The 20,638-nt window shown below is 71.7% G+C and carries 14 protein-coding genes; 13 read left to right on the forward strand and 1 reads right to left on the reverse strand.

Annotation, left to right across the window (positions count from 1 at the left end; genetic code table 11):
• Positions 1-94: 94 nt before the first annotated feature.
• From OG452_RS22120 to OG452_RS22145, 6 genes are all read left to right on the forward strand, one after another.
• Positions 95-1,246: a uroporphyrinogen-III synthase gene (locus tag OG452_RS22120; RefSeq protein ID WP_327297325.1), complete on the forward strand. Its 1,152-nt coding sequence runs from the start codon at positions 95-97 to the stop codon at positions 1,244-1,246.
• Positions 1,247-1,314: 68 nt separating this feature from the next.
• Positions 1,315-1,854 carry a GNAT family N-acetyltransferase gene (locus OG452_RS22125; protein WP_327297326.1) on the forward strand — a complete coding sequence of 180 codons (540 nt, stop codon included), beginning with the start codon at positions 1,315-1,317 and terminating at the stop codon, positions 1,852-1,854.
• Between the two features lie 91 nt (positions 1,855-1,945).
• Positions 1,946-2,629 (forward strand): CGNR zinc finger domain-containing protein, encoded by a 684-nt coding sequence (locus OG452_RS22130; RefSeq protein WP_327297327.1) that lies wholly within the window; start codon positions 1,946-1,948, stop codon positions 2,627-2,629.
• A 39-nt stretch (positions 2,630-2,668) separates the two neighbouring features.
• On the forward strand, positions 2,669-5,122 hold the full coding sequence (locus OG452_RS22135; RefSeq protein WP_327297328.1) for a HelD family protein: 2,454 nt from the start codon (positions 2,669-2,671) through the stop codon (positions 5,120-5,122).
• Positions 5,123-5,637: 515 nt separating this feature from the next.
• Positions 5,638-7,071, forward strand: a complete 1,434-nt coding sequence (locus OG452_RS22140; protein WP_327297329.1) for an NAD-dependent malic enzyme — start codon at positions 5,638-5,640, stop codon at positions 7,069-7,071.
• Positions 7,072-7,372: 301 nt separating this feature from the next.
• Entirely contained in the window at positions 7,373-7,654 is a 282-nt protein-coding gene (locus tag OG452_RS22145) for an HU family DNA-binding protein (protein ID WP_003968811.1), read from the forward strand.
• A gap of 672 nt (positions 7,655-8,326) precedes the next feature.
• Here the strand turns inward: OG452_RS22145 and murA are convergent.
• Complete coding sequence (murA, locus tag OG452_RS22150) at positions 8,327-9,673, reverse strand: UDP-N-acetylglucosamine 1-carboxyvinyltransferase (RefSeq protein ID WP_164266016.1); 1,347 nt, start codon at positions 9,671-9,673, stop codon at positions 8,327-8,329.
• A 279-nt stretch (positions 9,674-9,952) separates the two neighbouring features.
• On the opposite strand from murA, the gene OG452_RS22155 reads away from it, so the two are divergent.
• The 7 genes from OG452_RS22155 to OG452_RS22185 all read left to right on the forward strand — a co-directional run bounded on the left by OG452_RS22155 (position 9,953) and on the right by OG452_RS22185 (position 20,600).
• Positions 9,953-10,621: a YqgE/AlgH family protein gene (locus OG452_RS22155; RefSeq protein ID WP_327299729.1), complete on the forward strand. Its 669-nt coding sequence runs from the start codon at positions 9,953-9,955 to the stop codon at positions 10,619-10,621.
• Between the two features lie 30 nt (positions 10,622-10,651).
• Entirely contained in the window at positions 10,652-10,945 is a 294-nt protein-coding gene (locus OG452_RS22160; protein WP_164266014.1) for a DUF3039 domain-containing protein, read from the forward strand.
• A gap of 205 nt (positions 10,946-11,150) precedes the next feature.
• The gene (locus tag OG452_RS22165) at positions 11,151-12,869 is read left to right on the forward strand and encodes a beta-N-acetylhexosaminidase (RefSeq protein ID WP_327297330.1); all 1,719 of its coding nucleotides are present in this window, start codon (positions 11,151-11,153) and stop codon (positions 12,867-12,869) included.
• Positions 12,870-13,157: 288 nt separating this feature from the next.
• Complete coding sequence (locus OG452_RS22170; protein ID WP_327297331.1) at positions 13,158-14,054, forward strand: FAD binding domain-containing protein; 897 nt, start codon at positions 13,158-13,160, stop codon at positions 14,052-14,054.
• Complete coding sequence (locus OG452_RS22175) at positions 14,051-15,859, forward strand: 2Fe-2S iron-sulfur cluster-binding protein (protein WP_327297332.1); 1,809 nt, start codon at positions 14,051-14,053, stop codon at positions 15,857-15,859. The genes OG452_RS22170 and OG452_RS22175 overlap by 4 nt, the downstream gene beginning before the upstream one ends.
• Positions 15,856-18,171: a xanthine dehydrogenase family protein molybdopterin-binding subunit gene (locus tag OG452_RS22180; protein WP_327297333.1), complete on the forward strand. Its 2,316-nt coding sequence runs from the start codon at positions 15,856-15,858 to the stop codon at positions 18,169-18,171. The genes OG452_RS22175 and OG452_RS22180 overlap by 4 nt, the downstream gene beginning before the upstream one ends.
• A 227-nt stretch (positions 18,172-18,398) precedes the next feature.
• Positions 18,399-20,600, forward strand: coding sequence for a terpene synthase family protein (locus OG452_RS22185; RefSeq protein WP_327299730.1), 2,202 nt, complete (start codon positions 18,399-18,401; stop codon positions 20,598-20,600).
• Positions 20,601-20,638 lie beyond the last annotated feature (38 nt).

A 20,638-nucleotide genomic window follows, 5' to 3' on the forward strand; every position in this document is an offset into this window, starting at 1 on the left:
GGTATACCGTCGCCATACGGCTCCGGTCCCGGCAACGCCGCAGTTCCACCCCGCCAAGTTGGGCCGTCACGCGCTCCTGGGAGGCTCGCGCACCATGCACGACACCGCACCACCCGAGCAGGGTCCACTCGCCGGGTTCACCGTCGGCGTCACCGCAGCCCGGCGCGCGGAAGAGTTCATCGCGCTGCTCCAACGGCGGGGTGCCGTGGTCCGTCACGCGCCCGCCCTGCGCACCGTGCCGCTCGCCGACGACAGCGAACTCCGTTCTGCCACCGAAGAATTGATCGGTGTCACGCCGGACATCGTGATCGCGACCACCGCGGTCGGCTTCCGCGGCTGGATCGAGGCCGCTGACGGCTGGGGCCTCGGCGAGGCTCTGGTCGAACGGCTGCGTGGGGCGGAACTGCTCGCCCGCGGACCCAAGGTCAAGGGCGCGGTCAGGGCTGCCGGCCTGCGCGAGGAGTGGTCGCCCGCCTCCGAGTCGATGGCCGAAGTGCTCGACCGGCTGCTCGCGCAGGGAGTGGCGGGCCGCCGGGTCGCGGTGCAGCTGCACGGTGACCCGCTGACCGGCTTCGTGGAGGCGCTGCGGGGTGCGGGCGCGGACGTGGTCGGCGTGCCGGTGTACCGGTGGATGCCGCCCGAGGACATCGGCCCGCTCGACCGGCTGCTCGACGCGACGCTCGCCGGGGCGGTCGACGCCCTGACCTTCACCAGCGCTCCCGCCGCCACCTCACTGCTGGCCCGCGCGGAGACGCGCGGGCTGCGTGAGGAGCTGCTCGCCGTGCTCCGCCACGATGTGCCGGCGGTCTGTGTGGGGCCGGTCACGGCGCTGCCCTTCGAAGCGCAGGGCATCGGCACGCTCCAGCCGGAACGCTTCCGGCTCGGGCCGCTCGTCCAGGTTCTCTGTGAGGAACTCCCGTCGCGGGCGCCCAAGTTGTCCGTTGCGGGCCACCGGGTCGAGATCCGGGGCCAGGCGGTCCTGGTGGACGGTGCGCTCCGCCCCGTACCCCTGGCTGGAACGGCCTTGCTGCGGGCCCTCGCGCGCCACCCCGGCCGGGTGATGTCCCGCGCGGAACTGGTGCCGGCACTCCCCGGCGCGGGCGGCGACGAGCACGCAGTGGAGGCGGCGATGGACCGGCTGCGGAGGGCGCTGGGACCGGCGGTTCCGATCCAGGAGGTGGCCGAGCGGGGGTACCGGCTGGCCGTCGACCCGGCGGCGGACACGACGTACGGCGACGAAGGCTGAGGCAGGGCACGTCCGGGGCACTGTGGCCCGCCGGTCGAGCGGCGGACCCCTGGAGTTACCGTGCCGGAATGATGACCGAAGGAATCCGGCTGCGCCTGGTCGAGCTCTCCGATGCCGAAGCCCTCGCCACCGTCCTCAGCCGCAACCGTGAGTACATGCGGCCCAGGGAGCCGGCCAGGCCCGAGTCCTTCTACACCGTCGACGGCCAGCTGGAGCGCCTCAGGGTCTCGCTGGCCGACCGGGAAGCCGGGCGGACGGTGCCCTGGGTGCTGGAGGAGACCGGCACCGGGAATATCGTGGGGACCATCACCCTCAACAACATCGTCATGGGGCCGCTCTGCAGCGGGGCCGTCGGCTACTGGGTCGACGCAGGCTTCACCGGACGGGGCGTGGCGTCAGGTGCGGTCGAGGAGGTCTGCCGGATCGCCCGCGACGAGCTCGGGATGCACCGCGTCGAGGCCGGGACGATGCTCGACAACGTTGCCTCGCAGCGGGTGCTCACCAAGTGCGGCTTCGAGACCTACGGGGTGGCGCCCCGCTATCTGCTCATCAACGGCGAGTGGCGCGACCACCGGCTCTTCCAGCGGATCCTGCACGACCGGACCTGAGCCCGGTATCCCGGTCCCGATCAGGAGTACGCATCAAGCGCGCCGGCGGCGGGGGTTACGGCACGGCACCTCGCCGGGCACTGTAAGAGGTATGGGTTCGCACGCGTACGAGCTGCGGTTCGACTCCGGGCGCATCTGCCTGGACCTGGTGGCGACAGGGACGGATTCCGTTGAACAACTCGACTGCGGGCGGCGGCTGGCCGCCTGGCTGACCGGTGCCGGGCTCGTCCCGGCCGGCACCCCGCTCCCGGTGCCCGGCGCCGACTGGCTGCGGGCCTTCACCGAACTCCGGTCCTACGTGGCCGAGTTGGTAAGAGCCGAAGTCGCGGGCCGCCGGGCGGAACGGGCGCTGGCCGAGGTCAACGTCCGGGCGGCGGGCCCGCCTCCGGGGCTGCGGGCGGTACGCGACCAGGGCGGCCGCCTCGTCAGGGAGCTGGCCGCGGCCCCCGAGCGCGACGCCCTGCTCGCCGTCGTCGCCCGCGACGCCGTCGAACTGCTCACCGATCCCGGGGCCCGCGCGCTGCTGCGCCAGTGCGAGGGCGACAACTGCCGGCGGCTGTATCTCGACACCTCCAGGGGGCACCGCCGCCGCTGGTGCTCCAGCGAGGTCTGCGGCAACCGCGAGCGGGTCGCCAGGCACCGCCGCAGGGCGGCCGTCGCGCCGGCGTCCGAGGGAAGCCCGGGGAAAGGCCGCAGGAAGCGCGGGGCAAGCCCGAGCGAAGGCCGCAGGAACGCCGACGGAACGGCGCCTGACATACGCTCCCCGTTCGCATAGGGTTGACGGTCGCCCAATGCATGCAAGAAGGGGGCCTCAGTGGCCGCGCAGGACGCCGCTGTCGACTCGGTCAGAGACCGCGAGATCGCGACCGAGCAGGAGCACCTCGATCAGGTGTACCGACGCCTTGAGGAGAAGATTCACGAGGCTGAATTCCTCATGAACGACGCCGCCCAGCGCGGCCAGGTCGGCACGCCTGGCGCACTCGCCGAGCGGGACGCCCAGGTCTTCCGGGCCGGTATCCACCTCAACCGCCTCAACAACGAGTTCGAGGACTTCCTCTTCGGACGTATCGACCTGCTTCAGGGCAAGGACGGCAAGAAGGGCCCGGACGGCGCGTACACCGCCGTGGAACCGGCCGATGACGCCGTACGCCCCGACGACACCGCCGATGTGGCCGAGACCCTGCACATCGGCCGGATCGGGGTCCTGGACTCCGACTACTCGCCGCTGGTCATCGACTGGCGGGCCCCGGCCGCCGCGCCCTTCTACCGCTCGACCCCGGTCGACCCCGGCCGGGTCGTACGCCGCCGGGTCATCCGCTCCAAGGGCCGCAAGGTCCTCGGGGTCGAGGACGACCTGATGCGTCCCGAGCTGACGGCGGCGCTGGACGGTGCCCCGCTGGCCGTCGTCGGGGACGGCGCGCTGATGGCAGCGCTCGGGCAGGCCCGCAGCCACACCATGCGCGACATCGTCTCGTCCATCCAGGCCGAGCAGGACCTGGTGATCCGGGCGCCCGCCGCGTCCGTCACCGAGGTGTCGGGCGGGCCCGGCACCGGCAAGACGGCCGTGGCCCTGCACCGCGCCGCGTACCTGCTCTATCAGGACCGCCGCAAGTACGCGGGCGGCATCCTGATCGTCTCGCCGACGCCGCTGCTCGTGGCGTACACCGAGGGCGTGCTGCCGTCGCTCGGTGAGGAGGGCCAGGTCGCGATCCGCGCGGTCGGCTCGCTGGTGGACGGCGCGGAGGCGACGGCGTACGACGATCCGGCCGTCGCCCGCGTCAAGGGCTCGTCGCGGATGCTCCAGGTGCTGCGCAAGGCGGCGCGCGGGGCGCTGGAGAACCCGGCGCAGCGGCCGGCGCGGCAGCGGACCCGGGGCGGTGCCGGTGGCCAGGGAGGAGGCGGGCAGCTGTCCTTCGGCGGCGACCAGCTGTCCTTCGGTGAGGCGGACGGGCCGGAGGAGCAGGGCCGGACGCAGGACCCGCAGGAAGCGTACTCGTCCCCCGTCACCCCGGACCGGCTGCGGGTGGTCGTCTTCGGCGGCCGGCTCGAACTCGAATCCGATGAGCTCCAGCGCATCCGCCACAACGTCCTCAGCGGCACCGCGCCCGTCAACCTGCTGCGCCCGCGCGCCCGTCGGCTGCTGCTCGACGCGCTGTGGGCGAAGTCGGGCGGCCGGGCCAGGGGCTCGTCCTCGTACGCGGGTGACCCGGAGCTGGCCGCCGAGCTGCGGTCGTCCTTCGATGACGACGTGTCGAACGAGGACAGCTTCACCGACTTCCTGGACGCCTGGTGGCCCGAGCTGACCCCGCGCGGGGTGCTCGCCGCGATGGCCGATGAGCGCAGGCTCGGCCGCTGGGCGCGCCGGGTGCTCAACCAGGGCGAGGTGCGCAAGCTGGCGCGTTCGCTCCGGCGCGAGGCGCTCTCGGTGCACGACGTGGCACTCCTGGACGAGCTCCAGGCGCTGCTGGGCACCCCGCACCGGCCCAGGAAGAAGCGCGAGTACGACCCGCTGGACCAGCTCACCGGTCTGGAGGAGCTGATGCCGCACCGCGAGGAGACCCAGTGGGAGCGGGCCGAGCGGCTGGCCCAGGAGCGCACCGAGTACGCGCATGTCATCGTCGACGAGGCGCAGGATCTGACGCCCATGCAGTGGCGGATGGTCGGTCGCCGCGGCCGCCAGGCGACGTGGACGGTCGTGGGCGACGCGGCCCAGTCGTCGTGGTCGGCCCCGGACGAGGCGGCCGAGGCACGCGACGAGGCGCTCGGCGCCCGCCCGCGCCGCCGCTTCACACTGACCGTCAACTACCGCAACCCCGCGGAGATCGCCCAGCTGGCGGCGAAGGTGCTCGCCCTGGCCATGCCGGGCATGGAGTCGCCGTCGGCGGTCCGCTCCACCGGGGTCGAGCCGCGCTTCGCGGGCGTGCCGGACGGGGACCTGGCCGGCACGGTGCGGGAGGAGGCCCGGCTGCTGCTCGACCGGGTCGACGGCACGGTCGGTGTGGTGGTCGCCATGAACCGGCGTGAGCAGGCCAGGAAGTGGCTGGCCGGTCTCGGGGACCGGGTGGTGGCGCTGGGCAGCCTGGAGGCGAAGGGTCTTGAGTACGACGCGACGGTCGTGGTGTCGCCCGCGGAGATCGCGGACGAGTCGCCGGCCGGGCTGCGGGTGCTGTACGTGGCGCTGACCCGTGCCACGCAGCAGCTCACGGTGGTCTCGGCGGCGGTCGACGCGCCCGACGGTGACGGCGTACCGGACCTGCTGCGGGACTGACGTGCCTGGTCCGCGCGGGTCCCGACGGTGGGCCAGGAGTCAATCCCCCGCAGGGGAATCACTTTCCCGGGTGGTTTGTTAACCTGGTCGTGGCACCGGCTCGATCCAAGCCCCCGGGCCCAACCTTCGTCGCTTCGAGCGACCACTTGCCGCGAGGCGAGCATGGCGGGCCGGTGTCACTCAGTTGAAAAAGGTCCGTACCGCCCCCGGGCGGTGCGGACCTTTTCTGTTGGGTGGTGCGTCCGGTTCGGTCTCCTGGTCCGTACGGTCCTGTTCGGGGGTCCGTACGGTGGGTGATATGACGCTCCGTGACCACCTGTTGTGACGTGCCGTAACCACCCGGGAACGCATCTTTCTGCGAACCGCCCTCCTGCGGGGCTTCCCCGACCAGGCACTTTCTCGTATGGTGGAAAACACTTTCCGAATCGGAGGTCTCATTACCAGCTACCGGCTGGTAGGTGCGACCATCGGATGCGTTTTACTGAACAACCAGGGAAAAGCAAAGGAAGTCGGCCATGGCAACGGCGCCCAGCGTCTCGTACTCGATCACGGCGCGTCTGGAGGTTCCCGCGAGCGGGACCGCGGTCAGCCAGCTCACCACGGCCGTCGAGTCCTCCGGTGGCTCGGTCACCGGTCTCGACGTCACCGCTTCCGGCCACGAGAAGCTGCGGATCGACGTCACCATCGCCGCCTCCTCCACCGACCACGCCGACCAGATCGTGCAGCAGCTCAAGGGCATCGAGGGGGTCGAGCTCGGGAAGGTCTCCGACCGTACCTTCCTGATGCACCTCGGCGGCAAGATCGAGATGGCGTCCAAGCACCCCATCCGCAACCGTGACGACCTCTCGATGATCTACACCCCGGGTGTGGCCCGCGTCTGCATGGCGATCGCGGACAACCCCGAGGACGCCCGCAGGCTCACCATCAAGCGCAACTCCGTTGCAGTGGTGACGGACGGCTCCGCGGTACTGGGGCTCGGCAACATCGGCCCGATGGCCGCGCTGCCGGTCATGGAGGGCAAGGCGGCCCTCTTCAAGCGCTTCGCCGGGATCGACGCCTGGCCGATCTGCCTCGACACCCAGGACTCCGACGCGATCGTGGAGATCGTCAAAGCCATCGCGCCCGGCTTCGCCGGCATCAACCTGGAGGACATCTCGGCGCCCCGCTGCTTCGAGATCGAGGCCCGGCTGCGCGAGGCCCTCGACATCCCGGTCTTCCACGACGACCAGCACGGCACCGCGATCGTCGTGCTCGCCGCCCTGACCAACGCACTGCGCGTGGTGGACAAGCAGTTCAGCGAGGTCCGGGTGGTCATGTCCGGCGCCGGAGCGGCCGGTACGGCCATTCTGAAGCTGCTCCTGGCCGCGGGCGTCAAGCACGCGGTCGTCGCCGACATCCACGGTGTGGTGCACGCCGGCCGCGAGGACCTGGTCGACGCCAAGCCCGAGTCGCCGCTGCGCTGGATCGCCGACAACACCAACCCCGAAGGCGTGACGGGCACGTTGAAGCAGGCCGTGGTCGGCGCCGACATCTTCATCGGCGTCTCGGCTCCCGACGTGCTGGACGGCGACGACGTCGCGGCCATGGCGGACGGCGCGATCGTCTTCGCGCTCGCGAACCCCGACCCCGAGGTCGACCCGGCGATCGCCCGTCAGTCGGCGGCAGTTGTGGCCACCGGCCGGTCGGACTTCCCGAACCAGATCAACAACGTGCTGGTCTTCCCGGGTGTCTTCCGCGGTCTGCTGGACGCCCAGTCCCGTACGGTCAACACCGAGATGATGCTGGCCGCGGCGGGCGCGCTCGCCGATGTGGTCGGCGCGGACGAGCTGAACGCGAACTACATCATCCCCTCGGTCTTCAACGACAAGGTCGCCGGGGCGGTCGCGGACGCGGTCAGGTCGGCTGCTAAGTCGGCCGGTGCGGCTGTGTCGTCGCCCACGTCCGCCTGACGCCCGGCGCGTCGCGGGACTCGCGGCCCCAAACGCCCCTCTAGGGTGGCGGGAAATGAGCCCCTGGGCGCCCACAGCCGGGTTTCACGGAGTCGACGGAGCGTCACCATCCCGGGACGGTGACGCGTTCGTGTGACTCCGGTGAGTGCCGGATTGGCTTTCCCGCCGTTGGTGGGGGCAGGATGCATATTCGGGCGCGAGGGTCTGACGTCAGACCCGGGTCCGGGGACTGTCCTAGGGCCCTGGCAGCATCGGCTTCGATCTCACGCCTTACAGGCAAGAAGAACACGGGAGTAACAACATGAACCGCAGTGAGCTGGTGGCCGCCCTGGCCGATCGTGCCGAGGTGACTCGTAAGGACGCCGACGCCGTTCTGGCCGCTCTCGCCGAGACGGTCGGCGAGATCGTCGCCAAGGGCGACGAGAAGGTCACCATCCCCGGCTTCCTGACCTTCGAGCGCACCCACCGTGCCGCTCGCACCGCGCGTAACCCGCAGACCGGCGACCCGATCAACATCCCGGCCGGCTACAGCGTGAAGGTCTCCGCGGGCTCGAAGCTCAAGGAAGCCGCGAAGGGCAAGTAGTCCCCAAGCGCAGAGCACGGAACGGAGGGCGGCCACCCGGTCAGGGTGGGCCGCCCTCCGGCATGTCCGGACCCGCGCGGCTGCTCGGGCCGGGCAGCGCGGTCTCAGCTCGGACGGGCGCGGTCCCGGACCGGGCCGGAGCGGCTTCCCGGGCCGGGCCGACAGCCTCGTGGGCCCGTACGACGGCAGGCCGACCGGCCTTGTGATGGCCACCTCGGGTTCCCTGGCTGCGTCCGCGTGGGACGTCAGCGTCGGGTCCACGGCCGTCAGGGACGCCACGAGGAGGGTGCGTGGCCCCGTGGCGATGCCAGGGACCGTGGGGCCGCCAGCAGGCGGCATCCGGCCGTCAGGGCCGCTGTGGCCCGGCCGGTGTGTCCTCCACGGCCAGGCGACGGCCGGGTGCACGCCAAGCGGCGCGGCTGCCGCCGGATACGGGAAGACGGCCGAGCGGGGGCGGCGGTAGCGGTCGCCGGACGCGGGTCTGCGCGCCGTCGGCCCGGCCGCCTCCGCACTCGGCTTCACGCCGTTCGCCGTCCGGATGGTGCGGATCGGCGACAGCGAGGGCTCAACCCAACTCTTCGTAGCCGCATCGGGGTTGAGCCTCTGATCAGCTGGGGGCCGCTGTCCCGTACAACTCAGGAACCGGCGGAGGGACTTCGGCCCCGTCCGCGCTCAGACCAGCGCCGCTCCCGGCAGTTCCACCTTCGCGCCCAGTTCGATCAGCTTGTCGAGGAAGTTCTCGTAGCCGCGGTTGATCAGGTCGATCCCGTGCACCCGTGAGGTGCCCTGGGCCGCCAGCGCGGCGATCAGGTACGAGAAGCCGCCGCGCAGGTCGGGAATGACCAGGTCGGCGCCCTGCAGCTTGGTGGGGCCGCTGACGACCGCCGAGTGCAGGAAGTTGCGCTGGCCGAAGCGGCAGTCCGAACCGCCCAGGCACTCGCGGTAGAGCTGGATGTGCGCGCCCATCTGGTTCAGCGCGGACGTGAAGCCGAGCCGGGACTCGTACACCGTCTCGTGGACGATGGACAGGCCGCTCGCCTGCGTCAGCGCCACCACCAGCGGCTGCTGCCAGTCGGTCTGGAAGCCGGGGTGGACGTCCGTCTCCAGCGCGATGGCGTTGAGCGGGCCGCCCGGGTGCCAGAAGCGGATGCCCTCGTCGTCGATCTCGAAGGCGCCGCCGACCCGGCGGAACGTGTTGAGGAACGTCATCATCGAGCGCTGCTGGGCGCCGCGCACATAGATGTTGCCCTCGGTCGCCAGCGCGGCCGACGCCCAGGACGCGGCCTCCAGACGGTCCGGCAGCGCCCGGTGGTTGTAGCCGCCGAGCTGGTCGACGCCGGTGATCCGGATCGTCCGGTCGGTGTCCATCGAGATGATCGCGCCCATCTTCTGCAGTACGCAGATGAGGTCCTCGATCTCCGGCTCCACAGCGGCGTTCGACAGCTCGGTGACGCCCTCGGCGAGCACGGCCGTCAGCAGCACCTGCTCGGTCGAGCCGACCGACGGGTACGGCAGCCGGATCTTGCAGCCGCGCAGCCGCTGCGGGGCCTCCAGGTACTGGCCGTCCGCCCGCTTCTCGATCGTCGCGCCGAACTGGCGCAGCACCTCGAAGTGGAAGTCGATCGGCCGACCGCCGATGTCGCAGCCGCCGAGGCCGGGGATGAACGCGTGACCCAGCCGGTGCAGCAGCGGGCCGCAGAAGAGGATCGGGATACGCGAGGAGCCCGCGTGGGCGTCGATGTCCGCGACGTTGGCGCTCTCGACGTGCGACGGGTCGAGGATCAGCTCGCCCGGTTCCTCACCGGGGCGGACGGTCACACCGTGCAGCTGGAGCAGCCCGCGCACGACGCGTACGTCCCGGATGTCGGGCACATTGCGCAGTCGGCTCGGACCGCTGCCGAGCAGGGCGGCGACCATCGCCTTGGGCACGAGGTTCTTCGCGCCGCGGACGCGGATCTCGCCCTCGAGCGGGTTGCCGCCGTGGACGAGCAGGACATCGTCGGTGCCAGTGCCGGTCATGAATCTCGCGTTCCGGTGGAGGGGGTGGACAGAGGGGCAGTCTCAAAGAGTAAGGGGCGGACACCCCCCTTCCATAAGGCAACGGGGGGCTGTCGTGCGTCATGACTTCGCTACAACACGCTCCGTACGGAATCGGTCACGGCGGGCTGCGGCCCCCGGCTGTCCGCTGAATCGCCCCGGCTGCCCGCGGGAGCGCGCTCCTCCCGCGCTGAGCTGCGCCGGGTACGCGCTCCCTGCCCCGTGCCCCACGGAGCGCGAAAGTGCGGGATCATGTCTGCCATGACGGAGGTGTCCTCGCTCACAGGGCGGCTGCTCGTGGCCTCTCCCGCCCTTGCGGACCCGAATTTCGACCGTGCCGTGGTGCTCGTCCTCGACCATGACGGGGAGGGCTCGCTCGGGGTGGTCCTGAACCGCCCGACCCCGGTCGGCGTCGGTGAGATCCTGGCGGACTGGGAGCAGCTCACCGGTGAGCCCGGCGTCGTCTTCCAGGGCGGCCCGGTCTCGCTGGACTCGGCGCTGGGCATCGCGGTCATCCCCGGCGGCGCCAGGAGCGGCGGCAGGGCTTTCGAGCTCCCTGGCATCGACGAGCCCACCCCCCGGCGCAGGCCGTGGGGCGACGCGGCCACGGGGCTGCGGCGCCGCGCCGACCGTAACGATCCCATCGGCTGGCGGCGGGTCTACGGCGCGATCGGCCTGGTCGATCTGGAGACCCCGCCCGAACTGCTCGCGGCGTCGCTCGGCTCGCTGCGGATCTTCGCCGGTTACGCGGGCTGGAGCCCCGGACAGCTGGCCGGGGAAGTGGCGGCGGGTGCCTGGTACGTGGTGGATTCGGAGCCCGGTGACGTGTCGTCGCCCCAGCCGGAAGGGCTGTGGCGGTCGGTGCTGAGGCGCCAGCGGAGCGGTCTGGCGATGATCGCCACGTATCCGGAGGACCCTTCGCTGAACTGAAGGTGAAATGAGTCAGTACCCTTGGCCCTCATGAGCACTCTTGAGCCCGAGCGCGGGGCAGGTACGGGAACCCTCGTAGAGCCGACGCCCCAGGTGTCGAACGGCGACGGCGACCACGAGCGCTTCGCCCACTATGTCCAGAAGGACAAGATCATGGCGAGCGCGCTGGAAGGCACGCCTGTTGTCGCACTCTGCGGCAAGGTCTGGGTGCCGGGCCGCGACCCGAAGAAGTATCCGGTCTGCCCCATGTGCAAGGAGATCTACGAGTCCATGGGCGCCGGTGGCGACAAGGACAAGGGCGGCAAGGACGGCGGCAAGAAGTAGCGTCCCGCCCCGCTCCACCGCCTCCAGCTCGTCCACGCTGTCCCGCTCCTCCGCAGGCGCACGGAACGGCCGGGCCCTCCTCCGGGAGGCCGGCCGCCGGTGCGCCTGTACGTCTGTGCCGCCCATCTCTCGCGGCCCTTCCGCACTCCCTTTCCTTCCCGGGATTGGTCTATGCCACTTGCGGTGGGTCCGGCAGGATGGGTGCATGGATCTGATTCCCGCGCCCCTCGGCGCACAGGAGACGCAGAACGGCGGCGCGTTCACCCTGGACGCCGGCACGGTCATCGACGCCGGACCCGGCACGGAGGGGGTCGCGCGGTGGCTGCGGCAGGTGCTCGGCGACGCGACCGGACTGCCGCTGGGCCCCGGTTCCGGGCCCGGTTCGAGTGCGGATTCCGGTTCCGGTTCCGGTTCCGGTTCCGGTTCCGGTTCCGGTTCGGGAGAGGGCGGAGACGGCGGCACCGTACAGCTGGGGATCGACCCCGCGACCGCCGCCGGCCCCGAGGCGTACACGCTGTCCGTCGACAGTGACGGCGTCCGCCTGCACGGTGGCAGTGCGGCCGGTGTCTTCTGGGGTGCGCAGACGCTCCGTCAACTGCTCGGCCCCGACGCCTTCCGGCGGGCGCCGCTGCGGCCCGGCGCCCCGTGGCTGATCCCCGCCTGCGCCATCGAGGACAGCCCCCGGTTCGCCTGGCGCGGCATGATGCTCGACGTGGCACGGCACTTCATGCCCAAGGACGGTGTCCTGCGCTACCTCGACCTCCTCGCAGCCCACAAGCTGAACGTCTTCCACTTCCACCTCACCGACGACCAGGGCTGGCGCATCGAGATCAAGCGCTTCCCGCGGCTGACCGAGGTCGGCGCCTGGCGCTCCCGCACGAAGTGGGGCCACCGCGCGTCACCGCTCTGGGACGAGAAGCCGCACGGCGGTTACTACACTCAGGACGACATCCGCGAGATCGTCGCGTACGCCGCCGAGCGGCACATCACCGTCGTCCCCGAGATCGACATCCCGGGCCACTCGCAGGCCGCCATCGCCGCCTATCCGGAGCTCGGCAACACCGACGTCATCGACACGGCCGCCCTCACCGTCTGGGACACCTGGGGCATCAACCCCAATGTGCTCGCCCCGACGGAGAGTTCGCTGCGCTTCTACGAAGGCGTCCTGGAGGAGGTACTCGCCCTCTTCCCTTCGGACTTCATCCACCTCGGGGGCGACGAGTGCCCCAAGGACCAGTGGAAGGAGTCCGCGGCCGCGCAGGCGAACATCGAAGGACTGGGACTCGGCAACGAGGACGAACTCCAGTCCTGGTTCATCCTGCACTTCGACCGCTGGCTCGCCGAGCGCGGCCGGCGGCTCATCGGCTGGGACGAGATTCTGGAGGGCGGCCTCGCCCCCGGTGCGGCCGTCTCGTCCTGGCGCGGCTACGCGGCCGGGATCGCCGCAGCCGAGGCAGGTCACGACGTGGTCATGTGCCCCGAGCAGCAGGTGTATCTGGACCACCGGCAGGACGGCGGCGATGCCGAGCCGATGCCCATCGGTTACGTCCGCACCCTGGAGGACGTCTACCGCTTCGAGCCCGTACCGCCACAGCTGAGCCCCGAGGCCGCCGCCCATGTACTCGGCACCCAGGCCAACGTCTGGACCGAGGTGATGGAGAACCAGAGCCGGGTGGACTACCAGGTGTTCCCGAGACTCGCCGCCTTCGCGGAGGTCGCCTGGTCGGCGCTGCCGGAACCAGCGGCCCGCGACTTCGCGGACTTCGGCCGGCGGATGGCCGCGCACTACGCCCGACTTGACGCGCTCGGTGTCCAGTACCGCCCGCCCGGCGGCCCGTTGCCCTCACAGCAGCGGCCGGCTCCCGACGGGATGACGCCCGCGGCTCTCGGACGCCCGATCGAGGGGGCGCCCCCAAACGTGTGAGCGTGCGGGCAAGGTGTGTACCGGGTTCCCGGCTCTCCGCAACCATGTACCGCCGGGCCGAACAACTCAGGCAACAGGTGCAGAAGAGCGGTAATCGGCACTTCGCGGCAATCGTGCGTGAATGCGGACGTTCAGTCTGGGAAGGGATGGATCTGCCCTTCGCGGACCCTCCCGTCGGGCAGTCCGGAAGATGTGCCAGAGTTGCCACGTCCGGGCTATGAGCACGTACCGTACGGCGCAACAGGCGGGACAGCCGGGACACCGGGACACCGGGAAGGGGCAGCTGGGTTGACCACGCACGCACCGCAGGCGGCGCAGTCCGTGACGCTGCCGACGTCGCTCGACGAGGCTGTGGCGGCACTGACGGCCATGCCTGCAGCCGTCCCCGTCGCGGGCGGCACCGATCTGATGGCGGCCGTGAACTCCGGGCTGCTGCGGCCCACGGGACTTGTCGGACTCGGCAGGATCAGCGAGATCCGCGGCTGGCACTACCAGGACGGCCACGCGCTGCTCGGCGCCGGCCTCACGCACGCCCGGATGGGGCGGCCCGACTTCGCCGCGCTCATCCCCGCGCTGGCCGCGGCCGCGCGCGCCGCGGGTCCGCCGCAGATCCGTAACGCGGGCACGCTCGGCGGCAACATCGTCACCGCGGCACCGACCGGCGACGCCCTGCCCGTCCTGGCCGCCCTGGAGGCCACCCTGGTCGTCGCGGGACCGGACGGCTCCCGCCGTGAGACCCCGGTGTCGCATCTGCTCGCGGGCCGGGACATGCTCCAGCCCGCCGAACTCGTGGGCTTCGTACGGGTACCGCTGCTGCACGCACCCCAGGTCTTCCTCAAGGCCACGGGGCGTACCGGCCCCGGCCGCGCCACCGCTTCGGTCGCGGTGGTCCTCGATCCGGCCAGGCGCGGGGTGCGCTGCGCGGTGGGAGCCGTCGCGCCGATGCCGCTGCGGCCGATGGAGGCCGAGCAGTGGATCGCCTCACTCATCGACTGGGACGGTGAACGCGGGCTGGCGCAGGAGGCGCTCACCGCATTCGGCGAGTACGTCGCCGCCGCCTGCATTCCCGACGCGGCGCCGCCCCCCGAAGGCGGAGAGGCGCAGCCGCTGCCCCCGGCCGTACTGCACTTGCGGCGGACCGTCGCCGCACTGGCCCGGCGAGCACTGGGGAGGGCACTGTCGTGACCACCAACGACGACCGGGGCGGCTGGCAGCCGGTCCCGCAGGGCGGCGAGTACGACGCCGAGGCGACGGCGTTCGTACAGCTCCCGGAGGGCATGGACCTGTCCAGCGCCCCGCTGGCCGCGCCCGGGCACGGCTACGTACCGCCGATGATTCTGCCGCTGACCCCGGCGGCGGGCACGGACCCGGCCGCCATGGGCCAGTGGACGGTGCCGCAGCCGCCGCAGGCACCGGAGCAGGCGCAGCAGGCGGATCCGTCCCACCAGCCGTACCAGACACACCAGTCCGGCCAGCCCTACGCGTCCGGCCCGCCCTACCCGGTCGATCAGTCCCACCAGCCCTACGAGACCCAGCACGTGCCGGAGACGCCGTACTGGCCGGAGCCCGTGCAGGATCCGCACGCCGGTCCGGGGTACCCGCAGGAGCCGATGGTCACGGGCCAGTGGACGTTCGGGGACGCGCAGGACTCGCCCGTCCCCGAACAGCCGCACCAACAGCAGCACGAGCAGCATCAGCATCAGCCGCACCAGCAGCACGGCGGGGACCTCACCGGCCAGTGGACGATCCCGGTCGCCGAGGGGGACGTCCCCGAGGAGTCCGGCGAGTACGCCGCCTCCTCGCTGACGCGTCCGGCCACGCTGCCCGGCGGTGCGCGTGCGCCGTGGGCCGTACCGGTGGAGCCCGAGCCGGACCACGGCACTCCGGCCGATGGCACCCCCGTACCGCAGGGCGAGCACGGGACGGGCGTCGAGCCGCCCGCACCCGCGGAGAGCGGACACGGAACTGCCGCCGGTGAGCCGGACGTTCCGGGGGGCGGTTACGAAACCGACCACGGCCGCGACCAAGGCGGATCCGCCGGGCACGGTGGCGAGGGCGACGTTCGCGACCCGCGAGAGACCCAGGCCCCCACCCAGGCCCAGGCCCCGCACCCCGCGCCGGACCGGCAGGACGTCCCGGCGCCCCGCGAGGCCGAGTTCGACGCGGCGCCCGGGGCAGGCCCGGAGGCCGCTCCTCCCGTAGCCGGTCCCGATAGTGCGCATCCCGACGCAGTGGACCCCGCTGCCGTGCACTCGGACACCGCGCACTCCGACACCGTGGCCTCCGAGCCCAGTACGGAAGACCCCGGCACGGAAGACCCCGGCACGGAAGACCCCGGCACGGAAGCCGCCGGTGCGGAAGGCGCCGCCGCGCCGCCCGCCGCCGCCGTGGCCCCCGCCGTCTGGGGCGAGCACACCCCTGCCTCGTACGTCCTGCGCGTGAACGGCACCGACCGCCCCGTCACCGACGCCTGGATCGGTGAGTCGCTGCTCTACGTCCTGCGCGAGCGCCTCGGTCTCGCGGGCGCCAAGGACGGCTGCTCGCAGGGCGAGTGCGGTGCCTGCAACGTCCAGGTGGACGGCCGGCTCGTCGCCTCCTGCCTGGTCCCCGCCGCCACAGCCGCCGGCTCCGAGGTCCGTACGGTCGAGGGCCTTGCCGTCAACGGCGAACCCTCCGACGTGCAGCGCGCGCTCGCCGAGTGCGGCGCCGTCCAGTGCGGTTTCTGCATCCCGGGCATGGCCATGACGGTCCATGACCTCCTGGAGGGCAATCACGCCCCCACCGAACTCGAAACCAGACAAGCCCTGAGCGGCAACCTCTGCCGCTGCTCCGGTTACCGGGGCGTGCTGGACGCGGTGGGCGAGGTGGTGGCCGGGCGAGCGGAGGCGGGCGCCGCGTCCGACGAGGCCCGTATCCCGCACCAGGCAGCACCCGGCTCCGGCAGTATGCAGCCGGACAACCCGCAGCAGCATGACGGAGGCATGGCGTGAGCAGCGACGCGGCCACCGCGGCCACCGCGAAGTCCCCGGAGGCGGACGGCCCGGAGGAGGCGCCGCCCGCGCACGGGCTCGGCGCGTCCCTCCCGCCCGCCGACACCCGCGCGAAGACCGAGGGCACCTTCCCCTACGCGTCCGACCTGTGGGCCGAGGGCCTCCTCTGGGCCGCCGTGCTGCGCTCCGCGCACCCGCACGCGCGGATCCTCTCCATCGACACGTCCGAGGCGTCCGCGATGCCGGGCGTCCGCGCGGTGGTCACGCACGCCGACGTCCCCGGCGACGCCGCGCACGGCCGCGTGGTCGCCGACCGCCCCGTCTTCGCCTCCGAACTGGTCCGCCACCACGGCGAGGCCATCGCCGCCGTCGCCGCCGACCACCCCGACACCGCCCGGCTCGCCGCGGCCGCCATCGCGGTCGAGTACGAGGTGCTGGAGCCGGTCACCGACCCGGAGCAGGCGTTCGAGGCCGAACCGCTGCACCCCGACGGCAATCTGATCCGCCACATCCCGCTGCGGTTCGGCGATCCGGAGGTCACCGGCGAGGTCATCGTCGAGGGCCTCTACCGGATCGGTCGCCAGGACCCGGCCCCCATCGGCGCCGAGGCCGGGCTCGCCGTGCCCCGGCCCGACGGCGGTGTCGAGATCTACACCGCGTCCACCGACCCGCACACCGACCGCGACCTGGCCGCCGCCTGCTTCGGACTGGAGCCCGACCGGGTCAAGGTCGTGGTGACCGGGGTGCCCGGCGCGACCGGCGACCGCGAGGACACCAGCTTCCAGCTCCCGCTCGGCCTGCTCGCGCTGAAGACCGGCTGCCCGGTGAAGCTGGCCGCGACCCGCGAGGAGTCCTTCCTCGGCCACGCCCACCGCCACCCGACCCTGCTGCGCTACCGCCACCACGCGGACGCCGAAGGACATCTGGTGAAGGTCGAGGCGCAGATCCTGCTGGACGCGGGCGCGTACGCCGACGCCTCGTCCGAATCGCTGGCGGCGGCCGTCTCGTTCGCCTGCGGCCCGTATGTCGTCCCGCACGCCTTCATCGAGGGCTGGGCGGTCCGTACGAACAACCCGCCGTCCGGCCATGTCCGCGGCGAGGGCGCGCTCCAGGTCTGCGCCGCGTACGAGGGCCAGATGGACAAGCTCGCGGCCAGGCTCTCCCTCGATCCGGCCGAACTGCGGCTGCGCAACGTACTGGCCACCGGCGATCTGCTGCCCACCGGACAGACCATCACCTGCCCGGCCCCGGTCGCCGAACTCCTGCGCTCCGTCAAGGACTTCCCGCTGCCCGCGCTGCCCAAGGACACCCCCGAAGGCGACTGGCTGCTGCCCGGAGGGCCGGAGGGCGCGGGCGAGCCGGGCGCGGTGCGCCGAGGCGTCGGCTACGCGCTGGGCATGGTCCACATGCTCGGCGCCGAGGGCGCCGACGAGGTCTCCACGGCCACGGTCAAGGTCCACGACGGGGTCGCCACGGTCATCTGCGCCGCGGTCGAGACCGGGCAGGGCTTCTCCACGCTGGCCCGGCAGATCGTGCAGGACACCCTCGGTATCGAGGAGGTCCATGTCGCGTCCGTCGACACCGACCAGCCCCCGGCCGGCCCCGCCACGCACGGCAGGCACACCTGGGTCTCCGGCGGCGCGGTCGAGCGGGCGGCGAAGATGGTCCGCACCCAGCTGCTCCAGCCGCTGGCCCACCAGTTCGGGATGTCCACCGAGCTGCTCCAGATCGCCGACGGCAAGATCACCTCGTACGACGGGGTGCTCTCCACGACGGTCACCGAGGCCATGGACGGCAAGGAACTCTGGGCGACGGCGCAGTGCCGTCCGCATCCGACCGAGCCGCTCGACGAATCGGGCCAGGGCGACGCCTTCGTCGGCCTCGCCTTCTGCGCGATCCGCGCGGTGGTGGACGTCGACATCGAACTGGGCTCGGTCCGGGTCGTGGAGATGGCCGTCGCCCAGGACGTCGGCCGGATCCTCAACCCGCGGCTGCTGACTTCCCGTATCGAAGCGGGCGTCACGCAGGGCGTCGGCGCGGCCCTCACCGAGAACCTCCGTACGACGCGGGGCGTGGTCCGCCACCCGGACCTGACCGGTTACGCGCTCCCCACGTCCCTGGACACGCCGGACATCCGCATCGTGAAACTCATCGAGGAGCGCGACGTGGTGGCCCCGTTCGGCGCGAAGGCGGCGAGCGCGGTGCCGGTGGTCACGTCCCCGGCCGCGGTGGCGGCGGCGGTACGGGCGGCGACCGGCCGACCGGTGAGCCGGCTCCCGATCCGGCCGCAGGCCGCGGTGGTCACGGGCTGAGGGTCGAACCGAGGTGCTTCGGGGGCCCCGTCGGCCGGGCCCCCGGTCTCAACCGCCTTACGGCGGTTGGTGTCCCGCTGTTGTCCGCAGCACACAAATCCCCGTTCCGCTCCCGGTTCGCGCCCACGTCACACATATGGGCATAGCGCGCTTTCCGGAGGATGCCCGTTCCCGCGCAGGGGTAGTGCTGCTCTGATCAGCGACCTCGTGGGAAAGGCCGAATGTCAGTGTCAAAGCCTTTTGAATTGCCGGAGTTCTACCTGCCGCATCCGGCCAGGCTGAATCCCCATCTCGAAGAGGCCAGAGCCCACACCAAGCAGTGGGCCAGGGACATGGGAATGCTGGAGGGATCGGGGGTCTGGGACGAGCGCGACCTCGACTCCCACGACTACGCCCTGCTCTGCGCCTACACCCACCCGGACTGCGGCGGACCCGAACTGTCGCTCGTGACCGACTGGTACGTGTGGGTGTTCTTCTTCGACGACCACTTCCTGGAGTTGTTCAAACGGTCGCAGGACCGGCAGGGCGGCAAGGCGTACCTGGACCGGCTGCCCGCGTTCATGCCGATGGATCTGGCCGACGGGTTCCCCGAGCCGCAGAACCAGGTGGAAGCGGGCCTGGCCGACCTCTGGGCGCGCACCGTCCCCGGTATGTCCATGGAGTGGCGGGAACGTTTCGCCGTGAGCACCGAGAATCTGCTCAACGAATCCCTCTGGGAACTCTCCAACATCAACGCGGGGCGCGTCTCCAACCCCGTCGAGTACATCGAGATGCGGCGCAAGGTCGGCGGCGCGCCCTGGTCGGCCGGGCTCATCGAGTACGCGACGGGCGCGGAGGTGCCCGCGGTCATCGCGGGTTCACGCCCGCTGCGTGTACTGAAGGACACGTTCTCGGACGGCGTGCATCTGCGCAACGACCTCTTCTCGTACGAGCGGGAGATCCAGGAGGAGGGCGAACTCAGCAACGGCGTCCTGGTCCTTGAGACCTTCCTCGGCTGCACCACCCAGGAGGCGGCGGACGCGGTCAACGATCTGCTCACCGCGCGGCTACACCAGTTCGAGAACACCTTCTTCACCGAACTGGGCCCGCTTTTCGCGGAGTTCGGCGTCGGACCGGAGGGCGTGGCCGACACGCTCACCTATGTGAAGGGACTCCAGGACTGGCAGTCCGGCGGCCATGAGTGGCACCTGCGCTCCAGCCGCTATATGAACGACGGCGGCGCGGCGGCGGAATCGGGGCCGGTTCTGCCGCTCGCGCCGCTGGGGCTCGGTACGTCCGCCGCGGACATCAAGCGGCTCATGGGGAGGACCGGCGCGGCCCGGCTGCGCAACCATATGCACGTGCCGCACCAGCACGTCGGACCGTCCCGGCTCCCGGAGTTCGACATGCCGTTCGAGCTCTCTCTGTCGCCGCATCTGGAGACCTCACGGCGCCATCTCGTCGCGTGGGCGCACCGGATGCGGATGCTCGACGACATCTGGGACGAGCGGCTGCTCACCGGGTACGACCTGCCGCTGTGTGCGGCCGGCATCGACCCGGACGCCACCGCGGACGAACTGGACCTGGCGTCCGGCTGGCTGGCCTGGGGGACGTACGCCGACGACTACTTCCCGCTGGTGTACGGGCGGACCCGCGACCTCACGGGCGCGAAGGCGCAGACAGAGAGGTTCTCGCTCCTCATGCCGCTGGAGGGGGAGGCGCCCCCGCCGGAGAACGCCATGGAGCGGGCGCTGGCCGACCTGTGGGCGCGCACGGCGGCCCCGATGGACCAGGCGGCGCGCCGCACTTTCCGTACGACGGTGGAGGACATGACGGCCAGCTGGCTCTGGGAGCTCGCCAATCAGGCGCAGCACCGCATCCCGGAACCGGTCGACTACATCGAGATGCGCCGGATGACCTTCGGCTCCGATCTGACGATGGCCCTGGCCAGGCTCGGCCACGGGCACCGGATCCCGGACGAGGTCTTCCGCAGCGGCCCGGTGAGGTCCCTGGAGAGTTCGGCCGCCGACTACGCCTGCCTGATGAACGACGTCTTCTCGTACCAGAAGGAGATCGAGTTCGAGGGGGAGGTGCACAACGCCGTCCTGGTCGTCCAGGCCTTCTTCAACGTCGACTACCCGACCGCGCTGGCCATGGTCGACGACCTGATGGTGTCGCGTATGCGGCAGTTCCGGCATGTGGCAGAGCACGAGATCCCGGTCGTCTGCGAGGACTTCGGGCTCGACGACGCGGCCCGCGAGGCGCTGGGGAGCTATGTGCGGGAGCTGGAGGACTGGATGGCGGCCATCCTGAACTGGCACCGCAGGACCCGCAGGTACACGGAGGCCGATCTGCTCGCGGGCGGGCCGGGCTCCCGCTTTCTGCCGTCTGCCCCGTCGGGGCTCGGCATGGCGGCGCTGGGGCTGGCGGAGCTGGTCAGCCGGGGGTGAGGCGGGGGCTGGGCGCCCGGATGCCCGGCCGTCCGGGC

The sequence above is a fragment of the Streptomyces sp. NBC_01197 genome, assembly GCF_036010505.1.
Classification (GTDB): Bacteria; Actinomycetota; Actinomycetes; order Streptomycetales; family Streptomycetaceae; genus Streptomyces.

What these genes read in the sequence shown, in the direction of transcription:
- OG452_RS22120 (WP_327297325.1), top strand. Translation starts at nt 95, where the DNA reads ATGCACGACACCGCACCACCCGAGCAGGGTCCACTCGCCGGGTTCACC.
- OG452_RS22125 (WP_327297326.1), top strand. Translation starts at nt 1,315, where the DNA reads ATGATGACCGAAGGAATCCGGCTGCGCCTGGTCGAGCTCTCCGATGCC.
- OG452_RS22130 (WP_327297327.1), top strand. Translation starts at nt 1,946, where the DNA reads ATGGGTTCGCACGCGTACGAGCTGCGGTTCGACTCCGGGCGCATCTGC.
- OG452_RS22140 (WP_327297329.1), top strand. Translation starts at nt 5,638, where the DNA reads ATGGCAACGGCGCCCAGCGTCTCGTACTCGATCACGGCGCGTCTGGAG.
- OG452_RS22145 (WP_003968811.1), top strand. Translation starts at nt 7,373, where the DNA reads ATGAACCGCAGTGAGCTGGTGGCCGCCCTGGCCGATCGTGCCGAGGTG.
- murA (WP_164266016.1), bottom strand. Translation starts at nt 9,673, where the DNA reads ATGACCGGCACTGGCACCGACGATGTCCTGCTCGTCCACGGCGGCAAC.
- OG452_RS22155 (WP_327299729.1), top strand. Translation starts at nt 9,953, where the DNA reads ATGACGGAGGTGTCCTCGCTCACAGGGCGGCTGCTCGTGGCCTCTCCC.
- OG452_RS22160 (WP_164266014.1), top strand. Translation starts at nt 10,652, where the DNA reads ATGAGCACTCTTGAGCCCGAGCGCGGGGCAGGTACGGGAACCCTCGTA.
- OG452_RS22165 (WP_327297330.1), top strand. Translation starts at nt 11,151, where the DNA reads ATGGATCTGATTCCCGCGCCCCTCGGCGCACAGGAGACGCAGAACGGC.